Annotated in this window: 18 protein-coding genes; 11 read left to right on the top strand and 7 right to left on the bottom strand. The window is 49.4% G+C overall.

What is annotated here, in order from left to right; translation table 11 throughout:
- Positions 1-140 precede the first annotated feature (140 nt).
- On the top strand, positions 141-1,037 hold the full coding sequence (locus tag DFQ00_RS07215; RefSeq protein WP_110895792.1) for a diacylglycerol/lipid kinase family protein: 897 nt from the start codon (positions 141-143) through the stop codon (positions 1,035-1,037).
- Between the two features lie 34 nt (positions 1,038-1,071).
- Here DFQ00_RS07215 and DFQ00_RS07210 read toward each other — a convergent pair whose 3' ends face one another.
- Together DFQ00_RS07210 and DFQ00_RS07205 are read right to left on the bottom strand one after the other, a co-directional pair.
- Complete coding sequence (locus DFQ00_RS07210) at positions 1,072-1,653, bottom strand: GNAT family N-acetyltransferase (protein WP_110895791.1); 582 nt, start codon at positions 1,651-1,653, stop codon at positions 1,072-1,074.
- A 33-nt stretch (positions 1,654-1,686) separates the two neighbouring features.
- Positions 1,687-2,316: a TetR/AcrR family transcriptional regulator gene (locus DFQ00_RS07205; protein ID WP_110895790.1), complete on the bottom strand. Its 630-nt coding sequence runs from the start codon at positions 2,314-2,316 to the stop codon at positions 1,687-1,689.
- A 201-nt stretch (positions 2,317-2,517) separates the two neighbouring features.
- On the opposite strand from DFQ00_RS07205, the gene DFQ00_RS07200 reads away from it, so the two are divergent.
- Complete coding sequence (locus DFQ00_RS07200) at positions 2,518-4,749, top strand: MMPL family transporter (protein ID WP_110895789.1); 2,232 nt, start codon at positions 2,518-2,520, stop codon at positions 4,747-4,749.
- Positions 4,750-5,014: 265 nt separating this feature from the next.
- A complete protein-coding gene (locus DFQ00_RS07195; RefSeq protein WP_110895788.1) occupies positions 5,015-5,968 on the top strand; it encodes a nucleoside hydrolase in 954 nt (317 codons plus the stop codon).
- A gap of 205 nt (positions 5,969-6,173) precedes the next feature.
- On the opposite strand, the gene DFQ00_RS07190 is transcribed toward DFQ00_RS07195, so the two are convergent.
- A complete protein-coding gene (locus DFQ00_RS07190; RefSeq protein ID WP_244213719.1) occupies positions 6,174-7,850 on the bottom strand; it encodes a methyl-accepting chemotaxis protein in 1,677 nt (558 codons plus the stop codon).
- A 581-nt stretch (positions 7,851-8,431) separates the two neighbouring features.
- Complete coding sequence (locus DFQ00_RS07185) at positions 8,432-8,806, bottom strand: hypothetical protein (RefSeq protein WP_110895786.1); 375 nt, start codon at positions 8,804-8,806, stop codon at positions 8,432-8,434.
- A gap of 77 nt (positions 8,807-8,883) precedes the next feature.
- Here DFQ00_RS07185 and DFQ00_RS07180 point away from each other — a divergent pair, with 77 nt between their 5' ends.
- Entirely contained in the window at positions 8,884-9,084 is a 201-nt protein-coding gene (locus DFQ00_RS07180) for a hypothetical protein (protein ID WP_110895785.1), read from the top strand.
- Positions 9,062-9,667, top strand: coding sequence for a hypothetical protein (locus DFQ00_RS07175; protein ID WP_110895784.1), 606 nt, complete (start codon positions 9,062-9,064; stop codon positions 9,665-9,667). The genes DFQ00_RS07180 and DFQ00_RS07175 overlap by 23 nt, the downstream gene beginning before the upstream one ends.
- Before the next feature lie 358 nt (positions 9,668-10,025).
- On the opposite strand, the gene DFQ00_RS07170 is transcribed toward DFQ00_RS07175, so the two are convergent.
- Together DFQ00_RS07170 and DFQ00_RS07165 are read right to left on the bottom strand one after the other, a co-directional pair.
- The gene (locus DFQ00_RS07170) at positions 10,026-10,745 is read right to left on the bottom strand and encodes a DUF3105 domain-containing protein (protein WP_167433625.1); all 720 of its coding nucleotides are present in this window, start codon (positions 10,743-10,745) and stop codon (positions 10,026-10,028) included.
- A 335-nt stretch (positions 10,746-11,080) separates the two neighbouring features.
- Positions 11,081-12,013 (bottom strand): zinc ribbon domain-containing protein, encoded by a 933-nt coding sequence (locus DFQ00_RS07165; RefSeq protein WP_110895782.1) that lies wholly within the window; start codon positions 12,011-12,013, stop codon positions 11,081-11,083.
- Between the two features lie 266 nt (positions 12,014-12,279).
- On the opposite strand from DFQ00_RS07165, the gene efeO reads away from it, so the two are divergent.
- The 6 genes from efeO to DFQ00_RS07135 all read left to right on the top strand — a co-directional run bounded on the left by efeO (position 12,280) and on the right by DFQ00_RS07135 (position 19,837).
- The gene (gene efeO / locus DFQ00_RS07160) at positions 12,280-13,176 is read left to right on the top strand and encodes an iron uptake system protein EfeO (protein ID WP_110895893.1); all 897 of its coding nucleotides are present in this window, start codon (positions 12,280-12,282) and stop codon (positions 13,174-13,176) included.
- 4 nt (positions 13,177-13,180) lie between these two features.
- A complete protein-coding gene (gene efeB, locus DFQ00_RS07155; RefSeq protein WP_110895781.1) occupies positions 13,181-14,461 on the top strand; it encodes an iron uptake transporter deferrochelatase/peroxidase subunit in 1,281 nt (426 codons plus the stop codon).
- A gap of 365 nt (positions 14,462-14,826) precedes the next feature.
- Positions 14,827-16,644, top strand: a complete 1,818-nt coding sequence (locus DFQ00_RS07150) for an FTR1 family iron permease (protein ID WP_110895780.1) — start codon at positions 14,827-14,829, stop codon at positions 16,642-16,644.
- Between the two features lie 173 nt (positions 16,645-16,817).
- Complete coding sequence (locus DFQ00_RS07145) at positions 16,818-17,561, top strand: HAD family hydrolase (protein WP_110895892.1); 744 nt, start codon at positions 16,818-16,820, stop codon at positions 17,559-17,561.
- Between the two features lie 413 nt (positions 17,562-17,974).
- Positions 17,975-18,454 (top strand): Dps family protein, encoded by a 480-nt coding sequence (locus tag DFQ00_RS07140; RefSeq protein WP_110895779.1) that lies wholly within the window; start codon positions 17,975-17,977, stop codon positions 18,452-18,454.
- A gap of 126 nt (positions 18,455-18,580) precedes the next feature.
- On the top strand, positions 18,581-19,837 hold the full coding sequence (locus DFQ00_RS07135; RefSeq protein ID WP_425271010.1) for a nitric oxide synthase oxygenase: 1,257 nt from the start codon (positions 18,581-18,583) through the stop codon (positions 19,835-19,837).
- 15 nt (positions 19,838-19,852) lie between these two features.
- On the opposite strand, the gene DFQ00_RS07130 is transcribed toward DFQ00_RS07135, so the two are convergent.
- Positions 19,853-21,142 (bottom strand): MFS transporter, encoded by a 1,290-nt coding sequence (locus DFQ00_RS07130; protein ID WP_208643760.1) that lies wholly within the window; start codon positions 21,140-21,142, stop codon positions 19,853-19,855.
- Positions 21,143-21,426 lie beyond the last annotated feature (284 nt).

Genomic DNA, 21,426 nt, shown 5'->3' with positions numbered 1-21,426 from the left:
AGCTGAAGGATGCATTTTATTCGAATATTAGAAAGTGTTATTATAATTTTACTGGAATCATCATTTAATTGCTATGAAATCATCGGTTCCAGATGTAACAGGATCAACCATCGTCAAGCATCAAGAGGGAGGAAGATACATTGGATTTTAACAGAGCACTCTTAATTCATCACAGTCACGCGGGTAAGTCAAATCGTGCAAATACCGTAGGTGTAGCTGTCGGAGAGCTGGCTCCAGCTTTTCAAGAGTTGGTTATCGCTCGTACCAATGGTCCGGGGGACGGAGAACGGTTATGTCGTGAGCGCGGCGAACAATTTGATGTGGTATTTATTTTAGGCGGGGACGGAACAGTCCACGAATGTGTTAATGGACTTGCAGTTCTGGAGAATCCACCTTTGGTTGGCGTTTTGCCTGGAGGAACCTGCAATGATTTTGCGCGTTCACTCGGCATTTCACCGGATGTGAAGACGGCGGCTAAGGAGTTCATTGAGGGGAAAACAAAGCTTGTCGATATTGGCCGTGCCAATGACCGGGTGTTTACCAACTTTTACGGCATCGGCCTTATTAGTGATACTTCGCAAAATATTAATCCCAACCTGAAAGGGGCACTGGGTAAACTTAGTTATTTCATCAGTACATTGCAGACCGTAAATGCAGCCAAGGGGTTTCATTACGTGTTGGAGGCAGACGGAGAAAAGCTGGAAGGAGAGGCCGTTATGATCTACGTTTCGAATGGTCGCTCACTTGCAACGAATGCACTCCCGTTTGCAAAAGATTCCATGGAGGATGGCAAGCTGGATGTGCTTATTATCCGAGAGACAGGTCTGCCGTTGTTGCGAGATATTTTGTCACACAAGCCACAGGAAGAGTTCAATCCGCAAAACGAAAGCATTATCTATCTCAAAGCATCATCTCTGAAACTACATACAGATGAGCCTATGCTGGCCGATACCGACGGTGAATTGTATCTGCAAACACCGGCCGAGCTATCGGTGCTGTCAGGTCATTTACATTTTCTTACTGGGGCGGGGGAGTAATCTCCCCCCCCGTTTTTTTGTCAATGAGCTGTGGTTATTCAGACGTTGTCAGATGTCTCCGCCGGAACTCATCTTCAAGTATGCTCATCAGAATGGCATCGTGGTACTGATGATGGTAATACAATACGTCCCGTTTCACGCCCTCCCGCTGGAATCCCAGCTTCTCATAAGTGCGAATGGCACGCTCGTTAAACGCAAACACCTCCAGCTCGATCCGATGCAGATTGGCGATTCCGAATCCATAATCAAGCATCAGCAGTATCGCTTCACTTCCATAACCTTTCCCTTGATGGGCAGGCTGATCAATGGCAACGCGGATATGAGCGCTGCGGTTTTGGGCATGGATATCCATCAGTACAACTTCACCGATAATTTCGTGTGTTCCTTGCAAGGCAATGAGCAGCATAAGTCTGGAATCATCCTGTGCTGCACTTTCTACATAACGTTCAACCTGAGCGAGGGTGAAGCTGCGCTGAGTTCCTGTAAGTCTGCGCAGCTCGGCATCAAACAGGCTCGGGTAATAGGCCTCCACATCCGTCGTTTCGAATGGGCGAAGATAGATGCGTTTGGTTTCCATTAACTTGACGATACGATTCGTAGGTTTAGGCTGTGACATGGGTGTTCCTCCTTTAGTAACGATAATGATGGATTAATTAACCGCTCCATTCAAAAACAGTCCAACCAACTCCTGCGCCAGCTCAGCGATGGTCTCATGCATATGGCGTACATCCTCGCGGTTGGCAAGCATCAGCAAGGATGTAAAGGCCTGAGCGAGCAGCAAGGTATTGCCCTGACGCAAATAACCGTTGTCCATCTCACGCTGAAAATGTGTGGCGAGCACCTCGAAGATACGATGCTCTGCCTCACGGATTTGGGCGAGCTGCTCGGTACTCAGGTATGCATTGGCTTCGCGCATCATCGTTTCCGTATCCACATGAGACTGCTGCATCTTGGCCGCTGCCACACTGACCAGTCGCTCGTGCAACGTACCCGGTTCACTTAAACGTAATGCTGTTTGCTCCATGCCCATTCCCATCATGCGGGTAATTGCTGCAGTGAACAGCTCGGGTTTACTGGAAAAATGATAATAGATTGATGCTTTGGTTACCTTACATACGGAAGCAATCTGCTGAAGAGAAACGGCCTCGTACCCGTATTCCATAAACATTCTGGAGGCAGTCAATAATATGCTGGAGTAGGCAGATGTCTGATCTGCTCCCGCTTTGGGTCTGCCCGGAGCACGCGCCGTGCTTGTTTGTTTTGCTGTTTTTTTACTCATAAACACCGACCTCGTTTTTGGATAAAATAATTTGCTTTATATTGACATAAAATTAGGGATTGCATAATTAACCTTCCGGTATATATAATTAACTCAATTATATTATGACCCACGGTTCATTTCTATGCCATGACATGAATTAGGGCTTTTTTAAGGTAATGCCTGCTTAACATTAAACAAAACTAGGGAGATGAATAAACCATGCAGGAAGGTTCAGGTTATGGCCGCTTTGTGGCGGGCAAACGAAGTAAATGGGTTACATTGCTCGTATGGATTGTGATTGCGGTTGTGCTTGGTGTGATCTGGCCGGCAGTAGGTGACCGTGAGACGAATAATGCACAGGACCTGAGTGATTCGAAACCGTCTGTACAGGCTGCTGCCTTGGCGAAAAAGGAGTTCCCCGGCGGTGAGGGCTTACCCGCACTCATCGTGTGGCGTAACCCCGCCGGTCTGACCGAGGATCAGATACAGCAGATTCAGGCGTTAACCGAACGGCTGGATCAGGACCCGGTGGAGCAGCAGCAGTCTGTTGTGCCACTATATAAACTGCCTCCGCAAGCACTCAAGGGGCAGCTCTCCGAAGATGGCAGCACCATCGTTATGCCGCTGTTCTTCAATAAGGATGCCGATTCGAAGCAGCTGAAGGCAGGCATTGAAGGGCTGGAGGAAAAAACAAAAGCCATCTTCGGCATGAATCCATTTGATACGGCTATAGACAATGAAAGCAAGCTGATTGCCCGTGTAACCGGGCCAGTTGGAATCTCCATTGATGCGAGCGGATTGTTTTCCTCCGCGGATGTGTCCCTGCTAATTGCAACGGTGGTGCTGGTACTGGTGCTGCTGCTCTTGATCTATCGCTCGCCGGTACTGGCGATCATCCCGATTATTGCGGTTGGCTTTGCCTATATGGTCACGAGTCCAATTCTCGGATTCATGGCGGATCAGGGCTGGATCACGGTGGATGCACAGTCCATCTCGATTATGACTGTATTGCTCTTCGGAGCCGGAACAGATTACTGTCTGTTCATGATCTCCAGATACCGTCAAATTCTCTATCATGAGCCGGACAAAAAGAAAGCAATCTTCCAGGCAATCACCGGTTCATCCGGCGCGATTGCGATGAGTGGATTCACGGTTGTGGTGGCCCTGCTGGTGCTGCTATTGGCTGAATATGGAGCATATCATCGTTTTGCTGTACCATTCAGTCTGTCCATCTTTATTATGTTTATTGCAAGTCTGACGCTGGTTCCGGCATTGCTTGCCATCTTTGGACGGGGCTCGTTCTATCCGTTTGTTCCACGCACTCATGAGATGGAAGTGGAACGGGCGAAGAAAAAAGGCAAACCGGCACCAGCTCCGCGCAAAATTCGCGAAAGCTGGATCGGACGCATCGTAACGACCAAGCCGTGGACGGTTCTGGCGATTACGGTTGTGTTGCTTGGAGGTATGGCTGCCTTCTCTAGTCAGGTGAAATTCACGTATGACCTGCTTTCCTCCTTCCCGGAAAATGTGCCTTCCCGTGAGGGCTTCAAGGTTATTGGTGAGCAGTTTTCCCAAGGGGAGCTGGCTCCGGTCAAAGTGATTGTGGATGCTGGCGGCAAGGAGACCGATCTGAAGCAGCGGCTCGAATCACTGGATTATATCAGCAAGGTAAGTGACGCGCAGCAAGGTGCCGAGAATGCCAACATTACCGCATACGATGTGGAATTCAATCTGAACCCGTATTCCATGGAAGCAATGCAGCGTATTCCTGATCTGCGGTCTACAGCAGAAGCAGCATTGAAGGATGCGGGGGTATCTAATGCAGACAAGCAGGTCTGGATTGATGGGCAGACCGCTGAGCAATATGATATTGAGGTTGTCGGCGAACGGGATGCCAAAATTATTATCCCGGTGGTCATCGGCCTGATTACTTTGCTGCTGCTGCTCTACCTTCGCTCCGTTGTGGCTACGGCATACCTGATTGCGACAGTTGTGCTGTCATATTTCTCTGCACTAGGCCTTGGTTGGATCATTATCCACTATGGACTTGGAGCAGAGGCGATACAGGGTGCAATACCGCTCTACTCCTTTGTTTTCCTGGTGGCACTGGGCGAGGATTATAACATCTTCATGATCTCAAGCATCTGGCAGAAGCGCAAAACAATGCCGCTTCGTCAAGCGATCAAAGAAGGTGTAGGCGAGACCAGCTCGGTTATCACCTCTGCCGGTCTGATTCTGGCAGGTACGTTTGCTGTTCTGGCAACCTTGCCGATTCAGGTGCTGGTGCAGTTCGGCATCATCACTGCCGTAGGGGTGCTGCTCGACACGTTCCTGGTTCGTCCGTTTATGGTGCCAGCGATTACAGCGCTGCTGGGCAAATGGGCTTTCTGGCCAGGCAAGTATGTGCCGGTGACCGAGAAGCAAGAAAAGAAACCATCCCGATCCCTGTAAACCAGGAGGAGGGGCAGATGGACGGCGGGGCTTCATGCCCGTGGTCCATCTTTCTTTTTTCCAGTGGATGAAGGTTGGGGAAGGGCGTTTGAGATGGAATGGATGAGCTGGAAAAAAAGCGCAGAAACGCTGTAGTGGCGGTATTCTTTGGATGCGGAAGGTTTACTCGACCGGGGGTTATGGGACATAATAGAGGGAGCGTCGGCTATGGGCAGACGGACAAGTTCACATCAATGGGGTAACCAGAGGAAGGATGAAAGCAAGCATGACGAACAAACTGAATGTGTATTTCAATCATGACGGCGGTGTGGATGATCTCGTATCGCTGTTTATGCTTTTGCAGATGGACAATGTACATGTAACCGGTGTATCGGTCATTCCGGCAGACGGGTATTTGGAGCCGGCGACAGATGCGAGCCGTAAAATTATCGACCGTTTCGGAACGTATTCCGTTGAAGTATCCAAATCCAATTCCAGAGGCAAAAACCCGTTCCCGCCAGCGTGGAGACTGCACTCGTTCTATGTAGATGCACTGCCTGTTCTGAATGAATCGGGCAAAATGGAAGCGCCGCTATCAGCTATTCCCGCACATCAGCATCTGATCGAAAAGGTGCGTAACACCGAAGGTAAAACGTTGCTGTTGTTCACCGGCCCGCTGACGGACCTCGCACGTGCGCTAGACGAAGCACCAGACATCGAAGAGAAAATCGACAAGCTGGTATGGATGGGCGGTACGTTTGAGCGTGGTAACGTCGAAGAGCCTGAGCATGACGGTACAGCGGAATGGAACGTATTCTGGGACCCGGAAGCGGCATATCGCGTGTGGCAGAGCGGCATCCAGATTGATCTGGTTGCTCTGGAGAGCACGAACAAAGTGCCTCTTACACCAGCTGTTCGTAATCGCTGGGCAGCAGAGCGCCGCTTTGAAGGCGTGGATTTCCTGGGGAACTGTTATGCGGGTTGTCCGCCACTGGTGTACAGTGAAACCAACTCCACGTATTATCTGTGGGATGTGCTGACTACGGCTTCCGTAGGCCGCGAGGATATCGTGAAGAAAAAAACGGTGAACTGCATCGTGATTCCAGATGGGCCAAGCCAAGGCCGCACAGTGGAGCAAGCAGATGGTCGTCCGGTGCAATTGGTCTATGATACTGACCCGGAAGCGTTTTTCACTTATATGACGGATTTGGGCAAAAAAGCTGCTCCGCAGCGCTACTAATGATCGGCAGCCGCAGGGCTGGCCTTGTATCATGACGAGCCATTATGAGTTGCAGATATTGATGGCAAAAAGACCTATTTACCATACGTAGTCAACGAACGATACGCATCGTATACAGGCAAGAGCGAAAAGAAAGCCGCAGGCTTTGTTCCAGTGATCGGGTAAACCCCGGTGGGTTGGAGCGTTGCCGTGCGGCTTTTTTGGTTTAAATTTTAAAGCGGCTGATCAAGCCATTCAGCTCACTGGATAACACGCGCAGTGACTCGGCGGAAGCGCTGATCTCACCCATGGATTGCAGCTGCGTTTCGGTAGCTTGGGATACCTGCTGAATGCTGGATGAGGATTCCCGCGAGATATGCTCCATATTTTCAATGGAAGCGGACACTTCCTCCGAACTTGCTGAGAGTTGCTCGGAAGCAGCGGATACCTCATGCAGGCGCTCGTTAATCGTCTCGATCCCGCTATGGATGAAGGAGAATGACTGACCGGCCTCCTGAACGACCGCCATGCCGGATTGTACCGCTGTTGTGCTTGCTGACATATGCTCAGCCAGTACAGAGGTCAGACGGGTCATCTCGGCGATCAGTTCAGAGACATGCTGTGAGGATTGCTCGGATTCTCCTGCGAGCTTGCGCACCTCGGAGGCGACGACTGCAAAACCATTGCCATGCTCACCCGCACGTGCTGCTTCAATGCTGGCATTAAGGGCAAGTAAATTCGTCTGGGATGCAATGTTTTGCATCAGCTGTGCCACCGATTCAATCTTGCTGGAGTATTCGGCAAGCTCGGTGGTGGATGCTGCCATCTGTACATTGGCCTGATGAATGATGTCCATGCTGGAGATGGCTGTGTGTAGTTTCGTTTGTCCCTGGATGGCGTTGTTCGTTGTGTGCTGTGACACATCGGCAACTTGTGAAGACGAATGAGCGATATGCTGCATGCTGCGTGTAATCTCTTCCATCGCCACCGTAACCTCGCCAGCGCGAACGACCTGCTCGGAAGCCCCGCTGGCGGTATGATTGGTGTGCTCGGCAATGCGCTGGCTGGCCTCGGCTGTTGCCTGTGAATGCTGCGACACCTCTTCTGCGGCTTGAAGCAGGGAGTCCGAGCTTTGACGAATACCTGTCATGACTTGCCGGGTATCGGTGACCAGATGTTTAAACTCGGAAGCGAGCTGTCCGATTTCATCCTTGCGTGCAAGGTCTACGTTGACGGTAAGATCTCCCTTGCCCACCTCGGTAATAAGCTTCTTCAGCTTCACCAAGGGGCGGGTTAGATAACGCGCGAAGATGTACACGAGCAATACACTGAGCAGCACAATGACGAGCGCTGTCCAGATCATCGTGATGCGATTGCGGGACATCAGCTCATAGACGGCTGTTGAATCGAGATCCGCACCGACCACGCCCAACATTTTTCCATCCGCTCCATGGATCGGCACATAAGCTGTAATCGTTGCTCCGTAGTCCTCATCACGGGTAAGCTCGCCACGAATGGAGGTATCCTGGGCAAAGGCTTGGAGCATGCCTTCATACTGTGTTTCCTCAGGTGTGCCATATGGTGAGAAATCATCTTGGGCTACATCGGGAGCGGCTCCGTCGACCACGTAGTAGTAAGCGGCTTTTCCGTTTTCTTCTCGTTTGCCGAGTGTGTATAAATATTTGAGTCCATTGGCCTCACGGAGCTGACTGAGCTGCTGACGCAGCGTATCGTAATACATCGTTTTGTCCCGCCCGGTGCTGATCGGGGTGTACAGCGAAATGTCAATTAAAGCTGCTGCCCGTTCCGCTACCGCCTGTGCCTGCATCCCCATCGACTGCTCAACCAATTGGGCCGATGATCGGTACATGGTAACGCCCAGAATTGCACCTGCGGCTAACATCAAACAGGAAAAAAATAAAAAAATGCGCATAAACAAGCTGTTCATCGTACGAATAGTTCCCCCTTGTTATATGTAACTGTAATGATATGTATAATAGCAATGATACAGAGATTTCTAAATGATAGCATCTACAATATGACATTAGGGCCCCGGAGGAAAAAAGCTTGCATGTGAAATGGATCAAAGGGGTGAACCTACTACAAGTAATACAATTCTACGAAGCAAAAAAGTAAATCACAAGCCCCTAACCTACTCGACGACTGTTGGTGAAGTCGCCTAGTTGGGATGTTAAATTTATGAGGAATTGGATAGGTGATGCATGTATATTTCAATGTATCGACATAAAATGTGAAAAGGATTAGATTATTGATTGAATTGAATTAGATTGGTTTGACTTTGTTTCTTGGTTGTAGCGGGGAGATTGGGGGGGATGATTTTGATTTTCTTTTTATTTTTTGAATTGGTAGCTAACGGAAATTAGAAGCGCTACTTGCTCCTGTTGGGCAGAGGTAAAAAGTAACGATCCAGAGGGATTCTGGACGGGCCAGAGATCAATTTAAGGGACCTACGCTACTTAACCTTTAACCTTCTGGCAATGCCTCGTAGATAATTAGTTTATTACTATTTTTAACAATTAATTGATCAATAGATTCTTCCTGTTTCAATTGATATATTTTGGTTCCCACGGGAAGTTGCGTAGACATCAAATCTTTAAATCCTGCATCTTTTACATAATTATCTTGAATCTTTCCTAACAAATCCCCTAACTGGTCTATGTTATCAATTTTGTTTTTTCGTATATACACCCGATCGTTATATAAAAATAAATCTGCAGATGGATCTGCTTGGATTGTCTCATTCGCTAGTAAATCAGCAGTGCTCATGCTCTGTTCCCTGTCAAGTTTTTCTCCACAACCTGAAATTATTACTAATATAAGGATTAATATGTATTTCATTTCATTCCTCCCTTTATTCAGTTGAATATTATAGGGTATGTTGGTAATTATATCAATTTTCTTTGGGGGGGATTACTATGAGATTTAAAAAATTTTTCGCTTTTTTGTTGATTGTCTCGTTTTTTCTATCATCTACCACACTCGCTCATGCAAACGAAAAAGAAATATGGAGATTTTATTACAAGCACATGACTTATACATTAGAAAGTGGTTTAAGTTCTCTTATGGAGAAAGGCTGGAATAAAGATCAATGGAATGAAAAAGAAAACAATGACTGAAATATATGCAGGCACCATTGGATGGAACACTTTAGCAACTTCTATGTACAATCCTGAAGTCTCTACCGATGTAAATATAAGTTATGACTTTCCGACAACAAACGATTTAGAAGAAATGGTTCATGAATCAGACACAATTGTAATTGGTGAATACCAGGACGGCTATGAAACATGGAATATGTTACGAGACCCTAATAATAGTTATAAAGAAAGTGCAGAAGGATTTGTAGAAGGTCACCTTTATGATTTTAAAGTTGAAAATGTTATTAAGGGCAGTGTAGATAGTATAGACATTAAGGTTAATCATCGAGCTGCGGAGTCCTTGATTATAAAGAATTCTGAAGATGATGAGCAAGTTACTATATCTGATCTCCTCTATATAGCACCTAAAACAAAGAGCAGATATGTGTTGTTCCTTAAACAGAATAAAGAGCTAAATAACTATTATGGAGCTATAGAACCATTCTCGGTAACAATTGAAGATAATAATTCAGTTAAGCTGCATAGTAATTTAATTGGTAGTGAAGGGATAAGTCTGGAGGAATTATTAAATAAAGTGAAGTTAATTGGGGAAAGCGAGTGACAAGGATACTTAAAATAAATTTTGATGAATTAAGCGGAGAGCACAGGCTGATGCTTCTAAAATGTAAACTCCATTAAAAATCCTGTCCTTAAATTATTTCATTGAACGCCTAGAGTGGGAACATCCTACTCTAGGCGTTCTACGTTTTCATTATCCGCCCATTTCACATAAATAGACGATAATAAGTTCAGTAAGAGATGGTCGACGAATCTATTTTCTTCGTTCATGGCAACAGGATAACCGAATGGATTTGATGGAAGTTTGACATGGGACTATTTAGCTCGCATAAGGCTGTACACATTGACGGGTTGTTTTCGTTTTCTCGATTTCTATCCAGTCAAGTACCTCCCTGCTCCTGTTACATCGTGCCGCCGCCTTGGCGAATGGAAGCTGGAATCTTCTCGGGTCCCTGATTAATGTAGCGGTTAATAAACGTGCCTACCTTGGCGTCGTCGAACTTATTAAGCTTCATCGTATGGGTCCAGGCGGTTACGACAACCTCGCTGCCATCGGGAATGTCTTTATTGGGCACGGCAAGGATGCCTGATCCCGCTTTACGGAATTTGGTCAGATATTTGAGATGCTCCTTGAGCATGTCACTGGCATCTTCGCGATAATAGATGATGATGTCTCCATGTTCCATGTTGTGTACCAGATAATGATAACCCGGGAAGTCAGTGTAAAAGCCGAACTTAATGTCATGTGGATTATGTGGTCCGGAGGTTGGAATCTTCATCTCATAGTGAATCGGTTCTTCCGTATGGGTGGCTCCATAGTATTTATCATCGGTCACATCAATTACGGCGTTGTTATCCAGTTGGGATACATCATATGTATTGCCATCAGCATTTTGCAGGAAAAACAATCCGAATGCCACGATTGAAGCACCAATTAGAATATGAGCGGTATTCTTTATAAAACGACCTTTCTTCTGAATAGCAGCACGCTCCTTTTTTTTCATATGACCAAGAATACTGCCACGTGTACGCGATGCCCAGATATAGGCGGCGATGGAGAGCATCAGTACTACCGCTCCTACGATCAACCACAAGTATGAGGTGCCGGCTGATGGTTCCATTTGCATATGATCCATGTGGGTCATGTCCATTCTGTATTCCTCGACTTTCGTCATAAAATAATAAGATGTAAACATGCCGCGCATAACACTACATATTGTAGTGTTATGCGGCGAGGCAGTGTACTTAATTGTAATGCGTTAAACCCCGATAACGACCCATTTACTTAAATAAGTAAATAGAAACATATCATTTACACTACACATTATAGTGTATGAGATGATTTCTGTGCAATGCTGCATTACAAATACAACAGAAAAAAGACTTCCCAGCACATGGGAAGCCTGGCCTTCTGGCATCGTAACCTTTTTAATACGTTTACAACCAAAAGAACATATTACAAGCGTCCATACGGCGAGAACAACGGGCCGAACAGACCGGCTATAACCGCATACAACAGACGATAGGTTACATAAAACAGCACGGCATTGGCAATCAGTACGCTGTACATGCTGTCAAGGGCGGCTGGGATACGGTTCAGCGGATGATGGAACAGCACAGTATTCATAGCAACAAACACAATAATGTATGACAGCACCAGCAGCGAGATTGCAAAGGAATACGAGATCACAATCATCAGGTTAGCCAGCAAAAGCGTGACGACGGCTGGAGCCAGCAATGCTCCAAACTGTGCCATCATGATTTTTGGACGGAAGGTGATCCGCTCCAGCTTCAGAACACCATAGATCAGTGCTGTGGCAGAGATCAGAATAATAGCTGCAAACAGAAGTGGACGCAGGAATCCACCGATAAATAGTCCATCCGCACCAAGGCGGCCAAACGTGATCAGAAAGTATGTAGAGGTCAAAATAGCAAACAGGGCCATCGTTACCCAGCCGTACAGAGCATGCTGTTCACCGACGGTTTTCATCGTTTGGTACGGACGGGCCAGTACACTGATGAAATAGGACAGGTACTGTTTACTTCCTTCCTTGGCTTGCTGTACTTTCTCATTCTGCACAAGATTGCTCCATTGATTGCTACTGCTGCTATGCGCAGACCGGTCTTGGGCAGCGTTGTCACTTGCATCGTCAAGATCATGAGCAGGTGAGGGCATAGGGGAGATGGATGAGCTTCTGGATGCCGTTCTGTGCGATGCAGGCTCCTGCGTGCTGGACCAGCGAGTGTATTCCGAGCTTGCATCAGGTGGGCCGGTATGTGTTACGGATTCCGCAGGTTCGGCGGAAGCATGGGTTCCCTTCAGGTTAGACCCGCACCTCTCGCAATATTGGGCATCTCCATTTTCGTGATTGCATACTGGGCATTTCATGTCATAAACCTCCAATGTATTGAAATATGGAACAATGGATACATTGTGTCTCATTTTACCGTTCGATGCCGAACCTTGTCTATGTATCGCCCTTTGAATACCCTAAATAATGCTTGTGACACAGAGGGATTTCTTTGTCTTATTTTCATATTGACATAAAGAGGACGCCCGATTATGATGTCTTTATCGAAATTGATAATCATTATCAATTATTAGGAAGGGTTTAGTATGATTACTGTATCTATAAAGGGGTGTCTGGATTGAAAATGAGAACAAGTGTAACGTTGCCAGCTGTTGTGCTGGTGACTTCGGTGCTGCTTGCGGCGTGTGGCAATGATGCGGTGGCTCCGGCGAAGGTATCCGGTGAGACAGCTGTAGCAAGTGAGAGTCAGGCGAGCACGCAGGATAAGAGCAAGGCTGGTGCAGAGACTGTAAAAGAGGATTATTCCGTCGCAGTGGCGGGGTACCGAGCATTTGCTGTAGAGCAGATTGATGCGTTTGTGAGGGAAACGGAGAAATTCACGGATGCAGTGAAGGCCGGGGAGCTGGAGAAGGCGAAGGCACTTTATGCACCAGCACGTATGTATTACGAACGAATTGAGCCGGTAGCGGAGGCGCTCGGTGATCTGGACCCGAATATTGACGCACGGGACGGGGATGTGGAAGCTGCGGATTGGCGTGGATTTCACCGCATTGAGAAGGCACTGTGGGAGGATAACACGACCGATGGCATGAAGGAATATGCAGACACATTGCTGAGTGACGCGAAGCTGCTGCGGGCAAAAGTAGAAACGATGGATATTGATGCTGGCCTGATGGTCACAGGAGCGGTGGAGCTGCTGAACGAGGTATCCTCCAGTAAGGTGACGGGGGAAGAGGAGCGTTATTCCCATACGGATTTGTATGATTTTGCGGCAAATGTGGAGGGGGCGCGTGAAATTTACAACCTGCTGAAGGATGATCTGGCGGCCAAGGACAAGGAGCTGAACCAGCAGATTGCGGACCGTTTTGCTGCGCTGGAGAAGGAGCTTGCACCGTTCAAGGACGGTGACGGGTACGTTTCCTACAAGAAGCTGAAGGACGAGGACGTGCGCAAGCTGAGTCAGAATCTGGATGCGCTTGCGGAGCCACTGTCGAATATGGGACAGGTACTGGGAGTGTAGACCGATGACGGAGAAGAAACAGGATTCGCTGAAAAAGCCGTTGTCACGGCGTGACATGCTCAAGCTTACAGGCGTAGCAGGCCTCGGTCTGCTTGTCGGCGGGGGCGGCGCAAGCGGATTGATGGCCTTGGGCCGTCAAGGCTCGTCTGGCGCCGCTGTAGCACCTGCGGCGACGGATGCGGATAGCTTGCCTTTCTATGGCAAGCATCAGGCTGGGATTATTACGCCCGCGCAGGATTTTATCTGCTTTGCGGCGTTTGATGTTACCGCAGGCAGCGTGGGGGAGCTTCGTAATCTGTTCCAGAGCTGGACGGCAGCCTCGGCTGCCATGGCCTCCGGACAGATGATCGGCGAGCATAACACCACGCTGAATACGCCGCCCACCGACACAGGGGAGGCGGCAGGCCTGACACCGTCACGGACCACGTTGACGTTTGGTGTGGGGCCGTCTTTGTTTGACGGGCGCTTCGGCTTGAAGGGCCCGAAGCCACAGGGTCTGCGTGACCTGCCGGCATTTGCCGGGGATGCGCTGGACCCGCAGTGGTGTGGTGGCGACCTGTGCGTGCAAGTCTGCGCAGACGATATGCAGGTCGCCTTCCATGCTATCCGCAACCTCGCGCGCATTGCGCGAGGGCATGCGGTGCTGCGCTGGACCCAGGAGGGCTTCCAGCGCACAGGCCGAGCCGACCCTGCGGGTGGAACACCGCGTAATCTGCTCGGCTTCAAGGACGGCACCGGCAATCCGAATACCTCGGATGCCGTGCTCATGGACCGTACCGTCTGGGCGCAGCCAGGTGACGGTACGGGGTGGATGGCCGGCGGCAGCTACATGGCCGTCCGCCGGGTGCGCATGCGTGTGGAGGTCTGGGACCGCTCCACACTGAAGGATCAGGAGGCGACGTTTGGTCGCCACCGTGACAGCGGCGCGCCGATTGGCAGCCGTGGAGAGTTCGATCCCGTGGACCTGCAGGCAAGGTCCGCCGATGGACAACCCTTAATCCCGGCAACATCGCATCTGCGGCTGGCCAAGGGAGACGGGATTCAACAGATTTTGCGCCGCTCCTATTCCTATTCGAGCGGCCTTGATGCCAAAACAGGCCAGCTCGACGCAGGCTTGCTGTTTATCAGCTACCAGCGTGATCTGGACAAGCAGTTTATCCCGATTCAGACGCGGCTGGCGAAGAATGACAAGCTGAATGAATACACCGTACATGTAGGAAGTGCTGTCTTTGCGTGCTTCCCAGGATGCAAGCAGGGTGGATACATCGGGGAGACTCTGTTCTGATGCTATGGCGAAACGGCAATCGAAAAAAGATTCAGCCACAGCATAGGCAATGTGCAGGCAGTGAGCAAACCGGCAGTGACCATGGGAGGAATAGAGCATCAATGCAAACGAGAAACACATACATCGCATCCAGATATACATCTGCATTCCCGCCGATGTCCTCACAGAGTAACGGAAGGACAGGGAGCAGAGGTGGACGCCAGCGCCGAGGGCAGAGCCCGTTATTTTCAAGACGGTCATTATCGTTATTACGTAGAGCCTTTTCTTTACGCATCGTTTTATCTCTAATTGGATGCCTTGTCTTTTCATTATCGTGCACGGGCTTTTTTCATAACGCAGAAGATGAACATGCTTCAGGTAGCAGTATGCGTGGTTTAGAAGGGCTTGCCCATGTTTTGGATGGCGTTGCTCATGCGTCTGGTGTGTCATCGTCTGCTGGGACAAAGGAAACGGCCGAAACGAAGCAGCTGGATGCGCTGCTTCCCCCTGTAGGAAGTGCGCTGGTGGAAGCGGGTCAGGGCAAGCTGGACGAAGCAATTCGGGATGTATCCGAATTTCAGACGTTATGGCAGCAGGTGAGCCAACTGAAACCGGAGCAAGATACCGGACAGGTCACGGCTCTCGCTGCTACGGTTAACGATGCGCTTGCCAAGACACAGACAGCACTCCAGGGCCAGGACGCAGACTCTGCCAAGAGTACGCTGTCCGACCTTGCCAGAGCAGTCAATGCATACGTGGAAGGCTTCCGGGGTGCAGAAGGCAGCAGTGATGCTGGCCAGAAGGCGGCTAGCCGGATACTGCCAGATGCTCGCACGAGTCTCGGTGCCATGCAGAAGGCAGATTGGCCGTTAGCCGAGCGTACCTATAAACGAATCGTTACCGCCTGGAAAGGCGTAGAAGCTCCGATTCGCAAGGATCATTTTGGCGTATACAGTCAGCTGGAGAAACAGATGAGCCTGATTCGGATTGCGCTACAGGCTGATCCACGCAAGGAAACACAAGCTGTTCAGCAGATGAGCGCGATGGTTACGCTGCTGACCGATTACAGTGAGGGAACACTCAAGGATGAAGAACTGGATGAAGCCGCAGGTGCAAGTGAGGGGGCTTCATCGCTGGCAGAGCTGCTGCGATTGCTGGAGCAGGTTCAGCAGCAGATTCAGACAGGAGATAGCGGCGGGGCAGCAACGGGTCTGGAGCAGTTTATTGCTGCCTGGCCTTCTGTGGAGGGACAGGTACAGATTGCTTCTCCCGCATCCTATACGGCGATTGAGAACGAAATGACGGAAGCATCGGGATATCTCGTCTCCAGCCCGCCGAATACAGACAAAGCATCCGCGGTTGTCTCCCGAATGATGGAGCGGCTGGAGCCTCTAACAGAGACAACAGCCTATACAGCATGGGATGCGGCTTTGATCCTTCTTCGCGAAGGACTGGAGGCCATTCTTGTACTGGCTGCTTTGCTGGCTTATGCCAAGAAGAGCGGACAGGCAGCGGCGCGGCGATGGATTTGGGCGGGCGCAGGCAGCGGTTTGCTGCTGAGCGCAGCGCTTGCTGTTGTGCTAACGCTGGTGCTGGCTGTAGCCTCGTCAGGCAGCACACGCGAGATGATTGAAGGCTATACTGGACTTGCAGCGGTTGTTCTGATGTTAACGGTAGGGCAATGGATGCATAACAAGTCGAGCACACGCGCATGGAACAGCTATGTGGAGCGTCAGGTTGGAGGGGCGCTGGCCCGCGGAAGCTTGTGGTCTTTGTTTGCCGTAGCGGGTCTTGCCATATTAAGAGAAGGCGCCGAAACAGCCATCTTTTACATCGGTATGGCTCCGTCCATTTCCTTGTCTCAGCTACTCATTGGGATCGGCGGGGCTTTGATTGTTCTCATTATTCTGGCGATTGCCATCATTCAGTTCAGTGTGCGTCTGCCGGTTCGTTGGTTTTTCCTGACAGCTACACTGCTTATCTATTATCTGGTCTTTCGTTTTTTGGGCGAGAGCATTCATGCCCTGCAGGTGTCAGCGACGCTTCCTGCCCATGTAGCTCCAAATCTGCCTTCGCTCAGCTGGCTTGGCATGTACCCGACATGGGAGACCTTTATCCCGCAAATGGTGGTTTTGCTTTACCTCATCGTAAGTCTGATTCGCACCGAGAAGCGTTCAGCAAGGGTGAGCGGGTCTGTATCCTGATTGCGTAAATATTATAGCTTGCCAAACGATCCCTCGCTTCACCATATACGTGGTGTAACAGCGAGGGGATTTTTTGCTTTGTGTACGCTGGTCAGCTACACATGAACTTTATAGTATGATTACATGAGAAGATAACGATTCAACTCCAGAGAGCAGGTGGACAAGCATCAATGATGAATACTACAAGTGATGTCAAAGCAATATTTTTCGATGTGGATGATACGTTATACGATCACTTGCAGCCGCTTCGAGGGGCATTGCAGGATGTTTTGGGATTGTCGGAGACGTTTGATTATGCGCTGGCATACCATCGGTTTCGGTATTACAGCGACTGGTTGTCCGCACAGGAGGACCTGTCGGCAGTACCTGAACCAGATGCGGTGGAGCGAATGCGCCGTCGTCGATTTGAGCTGACGATGGAGGAATTGGGAATGCCTTTGCAAGCGGGACAAGCACAGGAACTGCAGGAGCAGTATCTGGGCAGACAATTTGAGATCACTCCGTTTGCAGGAGCGTATGATCTGATTCGCAGGCTTCAGGAAGAGGGGCATACGGTGGGTTTGATCACGAATGGTGAAGGACAGCATCAGCGGCGCAAGCTTGAAGCATTGGATGCATTCAGTCTGGTGAATGAGAAGCAGATTTTCATCTCGGGGGTGGTTGGTCACGCCAAACCAGACGGGAGATTGTTCGAGCATGTGAATCGGCAGACCGATACCGCAGCGCATAACAGCTATTACATCGGGGATTCTTGGCGCAACGATGTAGCCGGAGCTGTGGATGCGGGCTGGAAAGTGATCTGGTTCAATCATCGCGGGGCATTGCCCGAATCGGATCATCAGCCTCATTTTACAGCACAGAGTTATGAGGAAATCAGCCGGATTCTCACGTTTGAGCCAGCAAGCGCTTATAAGTAACCATGTAATGATAACAGAATACAGCCATCATACGGTTGTCAGTGTCACTATTCGTGTGCAACATCGGCCCTCTCATCTATTGCAGATGAGGGGCTTTTTTTGTTTTCGGCCTCGCCTGTGAGAATGTTCGCTGTTCAATTCGTTCGTTAGCGTTATAAATATAAACGGAAGGTCCGACCTCCTGTGCTTAATGAAGTTTGGCTTCATTGAATCTTCATTTGCAGGAGAGAGCAAAACCCTTTTCAAAGGACATACGCGGTGTTATAATTAAAACAAGATTTAGATTAAGTCTAAATTAAAAGAAGGTGCATTATTGATCTCGTATCATATACAGACCTACGTTCAGGCAAATGGTACATGCCAAAGTAACTACACTTACATTTCAATTCATATTTTGAGAGGGGATAAATTCCATGAGCACAATACAAACTAACCACAACACAATTACAGGTAACACAACTGCACTTCAAGAGGGATTGAATCGTCAGATCGCAGGCTGGTCTGTACTGTACACCAAACTGCACAACTTCCATTGGTATGTTAAAGGCCCACATTTCTTCACACTTCATGCGAAATTCGAAGAGCTTTACAATCTGGCTACGGCCAATATGGACGAAGTGGCTGAACGTTTGCTGACGATTGGAGGTCGCCCTGCAGCAACGATGACTGAGCAGCTGCGTTTATCTCCAATTCAAGAGGCAGAAGGACAATTTTCCGCTGAACAAATGGTGGAGCAGGTTGTTGCTGACCTGAATATGATGCTGTCTGTCATTCGCCAAGGCATTGATGAAGCTGGAGAATCGGAAGATAAAGCTACGGAAGATATGTTGATCGGGTTTACAGCTGCGTTGGATAAAGAGATCTGGATGTTAAACGCTTTTTTGGGAAAATAATTGAAGTGAACCTGTCTCCTGACAACGATATGTAGAGTCCGTGAACAAACGTCCCGTTCGCTTACAAATCCGGTGCGCTTCCCGTATAATAATGGCATCCAAGATGTACAGAATGGTGGAATGAGAATGCGGACAGACCTGGATCAATTGCAGGAAGAAGCTGAACGGTTTATATATACAAGTTACGAAGAGCTGGGCCATACGCGTGAAGATGCGGAGGCCCGGCTTATTGCCATTAGACGAGAGATTGAAGATAAAGGTACGTACACTCACACAATTGAAGAGCTGGAGCATGGCTGCAAAATGGCTTGGCGGAACAGCAACCGCTGTATCGGGCGACTGTTCTGGGACAAGCTGCGCATCGTGGACAGCCGTGATGCGGATACCGCAGGGGCGGCTGCGCAGGCCGTAAGCGATCATATCCATAACGCATCCAATGGCGGCAAGATTATTCCGACCATCACCATTTTGCCACCGGAAGGCCCGGACGGAGCACCCATCCGCATCTGGAATCATCAATTGATTCGTTATGCCGGATACGAGACGGCACAGGGCATTGTCGGTGACCCTGCTTCGGTGGAGCTGACCAAGGCAGCCCTGTCACTGGGCTGGCAGGGTGCTGGCGGTGATTATGATGTGCTGCCGCTTATCATTCAGGCTCAGGGACAAGCTCCTGAATGGTATGTCATTCCTGATGATGAGATTGTTGAAGTTCAGATTGAGCATCCCGAGCGTGCCGAGATCGCCGAGCTGGGTTTACGCTGGTATGGTGTGCCAATGATCGCGGATATGCGAGTGGAGATCGGGGGCATTAACTACCCGGCAGCACCGTTTAACGGATGGTATATGGAAACCGAGATTGGTGCACGTAATCTGGCTGACACGTTCAGGTATAACAAGCTGCCGGCGGTAGCCGCTGCACTTGGACTGAACACGTCGAGTGAAACGACACTATGGAAGGATCGTGCTTTGGTGGAGCTGAATGTGGCTGTGCTGCATTCCTTCAAGAAGGCAGGTGTGAGCATTGTAGACCATCATACGGCTGCGGCACAATTCGCGCTGTTTGAACAGCGGGAGGAGAAGGCTGGACGTGAGCTGACCGGCGATTGGGTGTGGCTGATTCCCCCTGTGTCGCCAGCCACCACCCACATTTTCCACAGCTCCTATCGGAATGAGATTGTGAAGCCGAACTTTTTTCATCAGGACCCTGCATATCAATTTCGGGACGGGATCGCCGTTGCCGCTGAGGCGGGCAGCAAACAGCAGAATGATGAGCGTGCAAATCAAGCACACCAAAAGCATTCATCTAATGAACTTGCTTATTCGCAGGAAGAGAAGGTACAGGCCGATAGCACTCCAATGAAATGCCCGTTTGCACATTAAATTGTGTGAGCGGGTTTATTTTTTTGTTCTCACCCGATACCTGCTCCGCATAACCGCTTGAACGGCGATGGCAGCCGCAATAAGAAGCAGATTGAAGATAAATACGGTATAGAGAGAGCCTGCTTCCATCAGAAGAGCCGCGATCAGGGGAGAAGCAATAGAGCCGATCTCAGCCGCGGACACGATCTGACCAATGACCGGGCTTCGCTGCTCTTCCGGGGTATGGTCGCCGATATGTGCAAAGAAGGAGTCCATGTAACATGCCCCGCCGATGCCGCCGATAAACATGCCGATGTAAACCCAGATGTGAGAGGATGTGCTTAGAAAGACAAGCACCTCGACTCCAATCAAGAACATGCCCAGCATACATAACAGCAGCCTGTCACCCATACGATCCGAGAGTCGCCCGACAACGGGTGCAGCCGCAAAAGTAGATATTCCTGCTACGGTGAACGCCAGGCTGGCGGAAAAAGCATCCCACTGCATCACTTGTGTGGCATACAGCGCGAAGTACGTCAGGAATACAGCATAGGCACTCATCTCAAGAACGTGTACGGTGATGTAACCGATAAGCTGTTGTTTCATTGTCATGGTAACAGGGAGAGAATTGGCCTGAATGGACTCGGTCGTGGGGGCAGCGGGAGCATTAGCATGCTTCTGCTGGTTCTGATTGTTATGATCATTCTTGACTGTACGCGAAGCTATAGGTAATGATGCAGGGAGATTCTGTGCTGAGGTTTTGATTCCCATGGCTGTAACGACTGCAATGAGGCAGCAGAGTGCGACCAGCAGAAAAGGCACAGACAATGGCCAGTGTATGGCAAGCCAACCGCTAATCACCGGGCCAAGAATCATGCCGCCTCCTTCGCTGCTGCTAATATAACCGTTGTACAAGCCCCGGTTCTCCACACTGCCGCCATCCCCAATGATGGAACGCACCACTACGGTCAGGCCGGAAGAGGCGAGTCCTTGCAGCAGGCGAAGCAGACCGAAGAGAATGGCGGACTTGGATACGGCGAATCCCCCCATACACAAGGCGAGTGCAGCCAGCATGAGGATGAGTGCTCGTTTGCCCCCAAGCTTACGGTAAAGAGCTGCTGCCGGAACGCCGCCGATCACTTTTCCAACATAAAACAGGGCAAAAATGACCCCAAGCGTCCAGCCGGATAAGCCGAATTCCTCCATAAACAGCGGAAACAAGGGCAGGATCATGAATCCGCCCATCTGACTCAGGAAACATATCATAAGAAGTAAAGGAAGATTGCGCCGAACCTCCAAGCCCAGGACTCCTTTCGTGCGTCTCAACCAACTGATAAATCAGCGGTCCTCCTAACGACATGCGTAGATATCGACATATACCCGTAATGTATGCATAAATAGTGAAAATAAGACGAAATTACACAAGGCGTTTACATTGATTGACTGTGTTAAAAAAATAAAAAAGACACCTGAATGGTGTCTAATACAAAATTATCCTAATTAAGCCGTTAACCTGATCCTACACCATGCGTCATAAGTTTAACAATTACATTAGAGATAGGTGAAGTAACAGTAAGAAAAATGATACTTATTAAATATGTTGAAAGGTT

This window comes from Paenibacillus barcinonensis, assembly GCF_003217495.1.
Classification (GTDB): domain Bacteria; phylum Bacillota; class Bacilli; order Paenibacillales; family Paenibacillaceae; genus Paenibacillus; species Paenibacillus barcinonensis.
Note: the sequence above shows the minus strand (reverse complement) of the source record. Positions and strands in the feature narration are given on the sequence as shown.

What these genes read in the sequence shown, in the direction of transcription:
- DFQ00_RS07210 (WP_110895791.1), bottom strand. Translation starts at nt 1,653, where the DNA reads ATGTCACAGCCTAAACCTACGAATCGTATCGTCAAGTTAATGGAAACC.
- DFQ00_RS07205 (WP_110895790.1), bottom strand. Translation starts at nt 2,316, where the DNA reads ATGAGTAAAAAAACAGCAAAACAAACAAGCACGGCGCGTGCTCCGGGC.
- DFQ00_RS07200 (WP_110895789.1), top strand. Translation starts at nt 2,518, where the DNA reads ATGCAGGAAGGTTCAGGTTATGGCCGCTTTGTGGCGGGCAAACGAAGT.
- DFQ00_RS07195 (WP_110895788.1), top strand. Translation starts at nt 5,015, where the DNA reads ATGACGAACAAACTGAATGTGTATTTCAATCATGACGGCGGTGTGGAT.
- DFQ00_RS07190 (WP_244213719.1), bottom strand. Translation starts at nt 7,850, where the DNA reads ATGTTAGCCGCAGGTGCAATTCTGGGCGTTACCATGTACCGATCATCG.
- DFQ00_RS07185 (WP_110895786.1), bottom strand. Translation starts at nt 8,806, where the DNA reads ATGAAATACATATTAATCCTTATATTAGTAATAATTTCAGGTTGTGGA.
- DFQ00_RS07180 (WP_110895785.1), top strand. Translation starts at nt 8,884, where the DNA reads ATGAGATTTAAAAAATTTTTCGCTTTTTTGTTGATTGTCTCGTTTTTT.
- DFQ00_RS07175 (WP_110895784.1), top strand. Translation starts at nt 9,062, where the DNA reads ATGAAAAAGAAAACAATGACTGAAATATATGCAGGCACCATTGGATGG.
- DFQ00_RS07170 (WP_167433625.1), bottom strand. Translation starts at nt 10,745, where the DNA reads ATGGAACCATCAGCCGGCACCTCATACTTGTGGTTGATCGTAGGAGCG.
- DFQ00_RS07165 (WP_110895782.1), bottom strand. Translation starts at nt 12,013, where the DNA reads ATGAAATGCCCAGTATGCAATCACGAAAATGGAGATGCCCAATATTGC.
- efeO (WP_110895893.1), top strand. Translation starts at nt 12,280, where the DNA reads ATGAGAACAAGTGTAACGTTGCCAGCTGTTGTGCTGGTGACTTCGGTG.
- efeB (WP_110895781.1), top strand. Translation starts at nt 13,181, where the DNA reads ATGACGGAGAAGAAACAGGATTCGCTGAAAAAGCCGTTGTCACGGCGT.
- DFQ00_RS07150 (WP_110895780.1), top strand. Translation starts at nt 14,827, where the DNA reads ATGCGTGGTTTAGAAGGGCTTGCCCATGTTTTGGATGGCGTTGCTCAT.
- DFQ00_RS07145 (WP_110895892.1), top strand. Translation starts at nt 16,818, where the DNA reads ATGAATACTACAAGTGATGTCAAAGCAATATTTTTCGATGTGGATGAT.
- DFQ00_RS07140 (WP_110895779.1), top strand. Translation starts at nt 17,975, where the DNA reads ATGAGCACAATACAAACTAACCACAACACAATTACAGGTAACACAACT.
- DFQ00_RS07135 (WP_425271010.1), top strand. Translation starts at nt 18,581, where the DNA reads ATGCGGACAGACCTGGATCAATTGCAGGAAGAAGCTGAACGGTTTATA.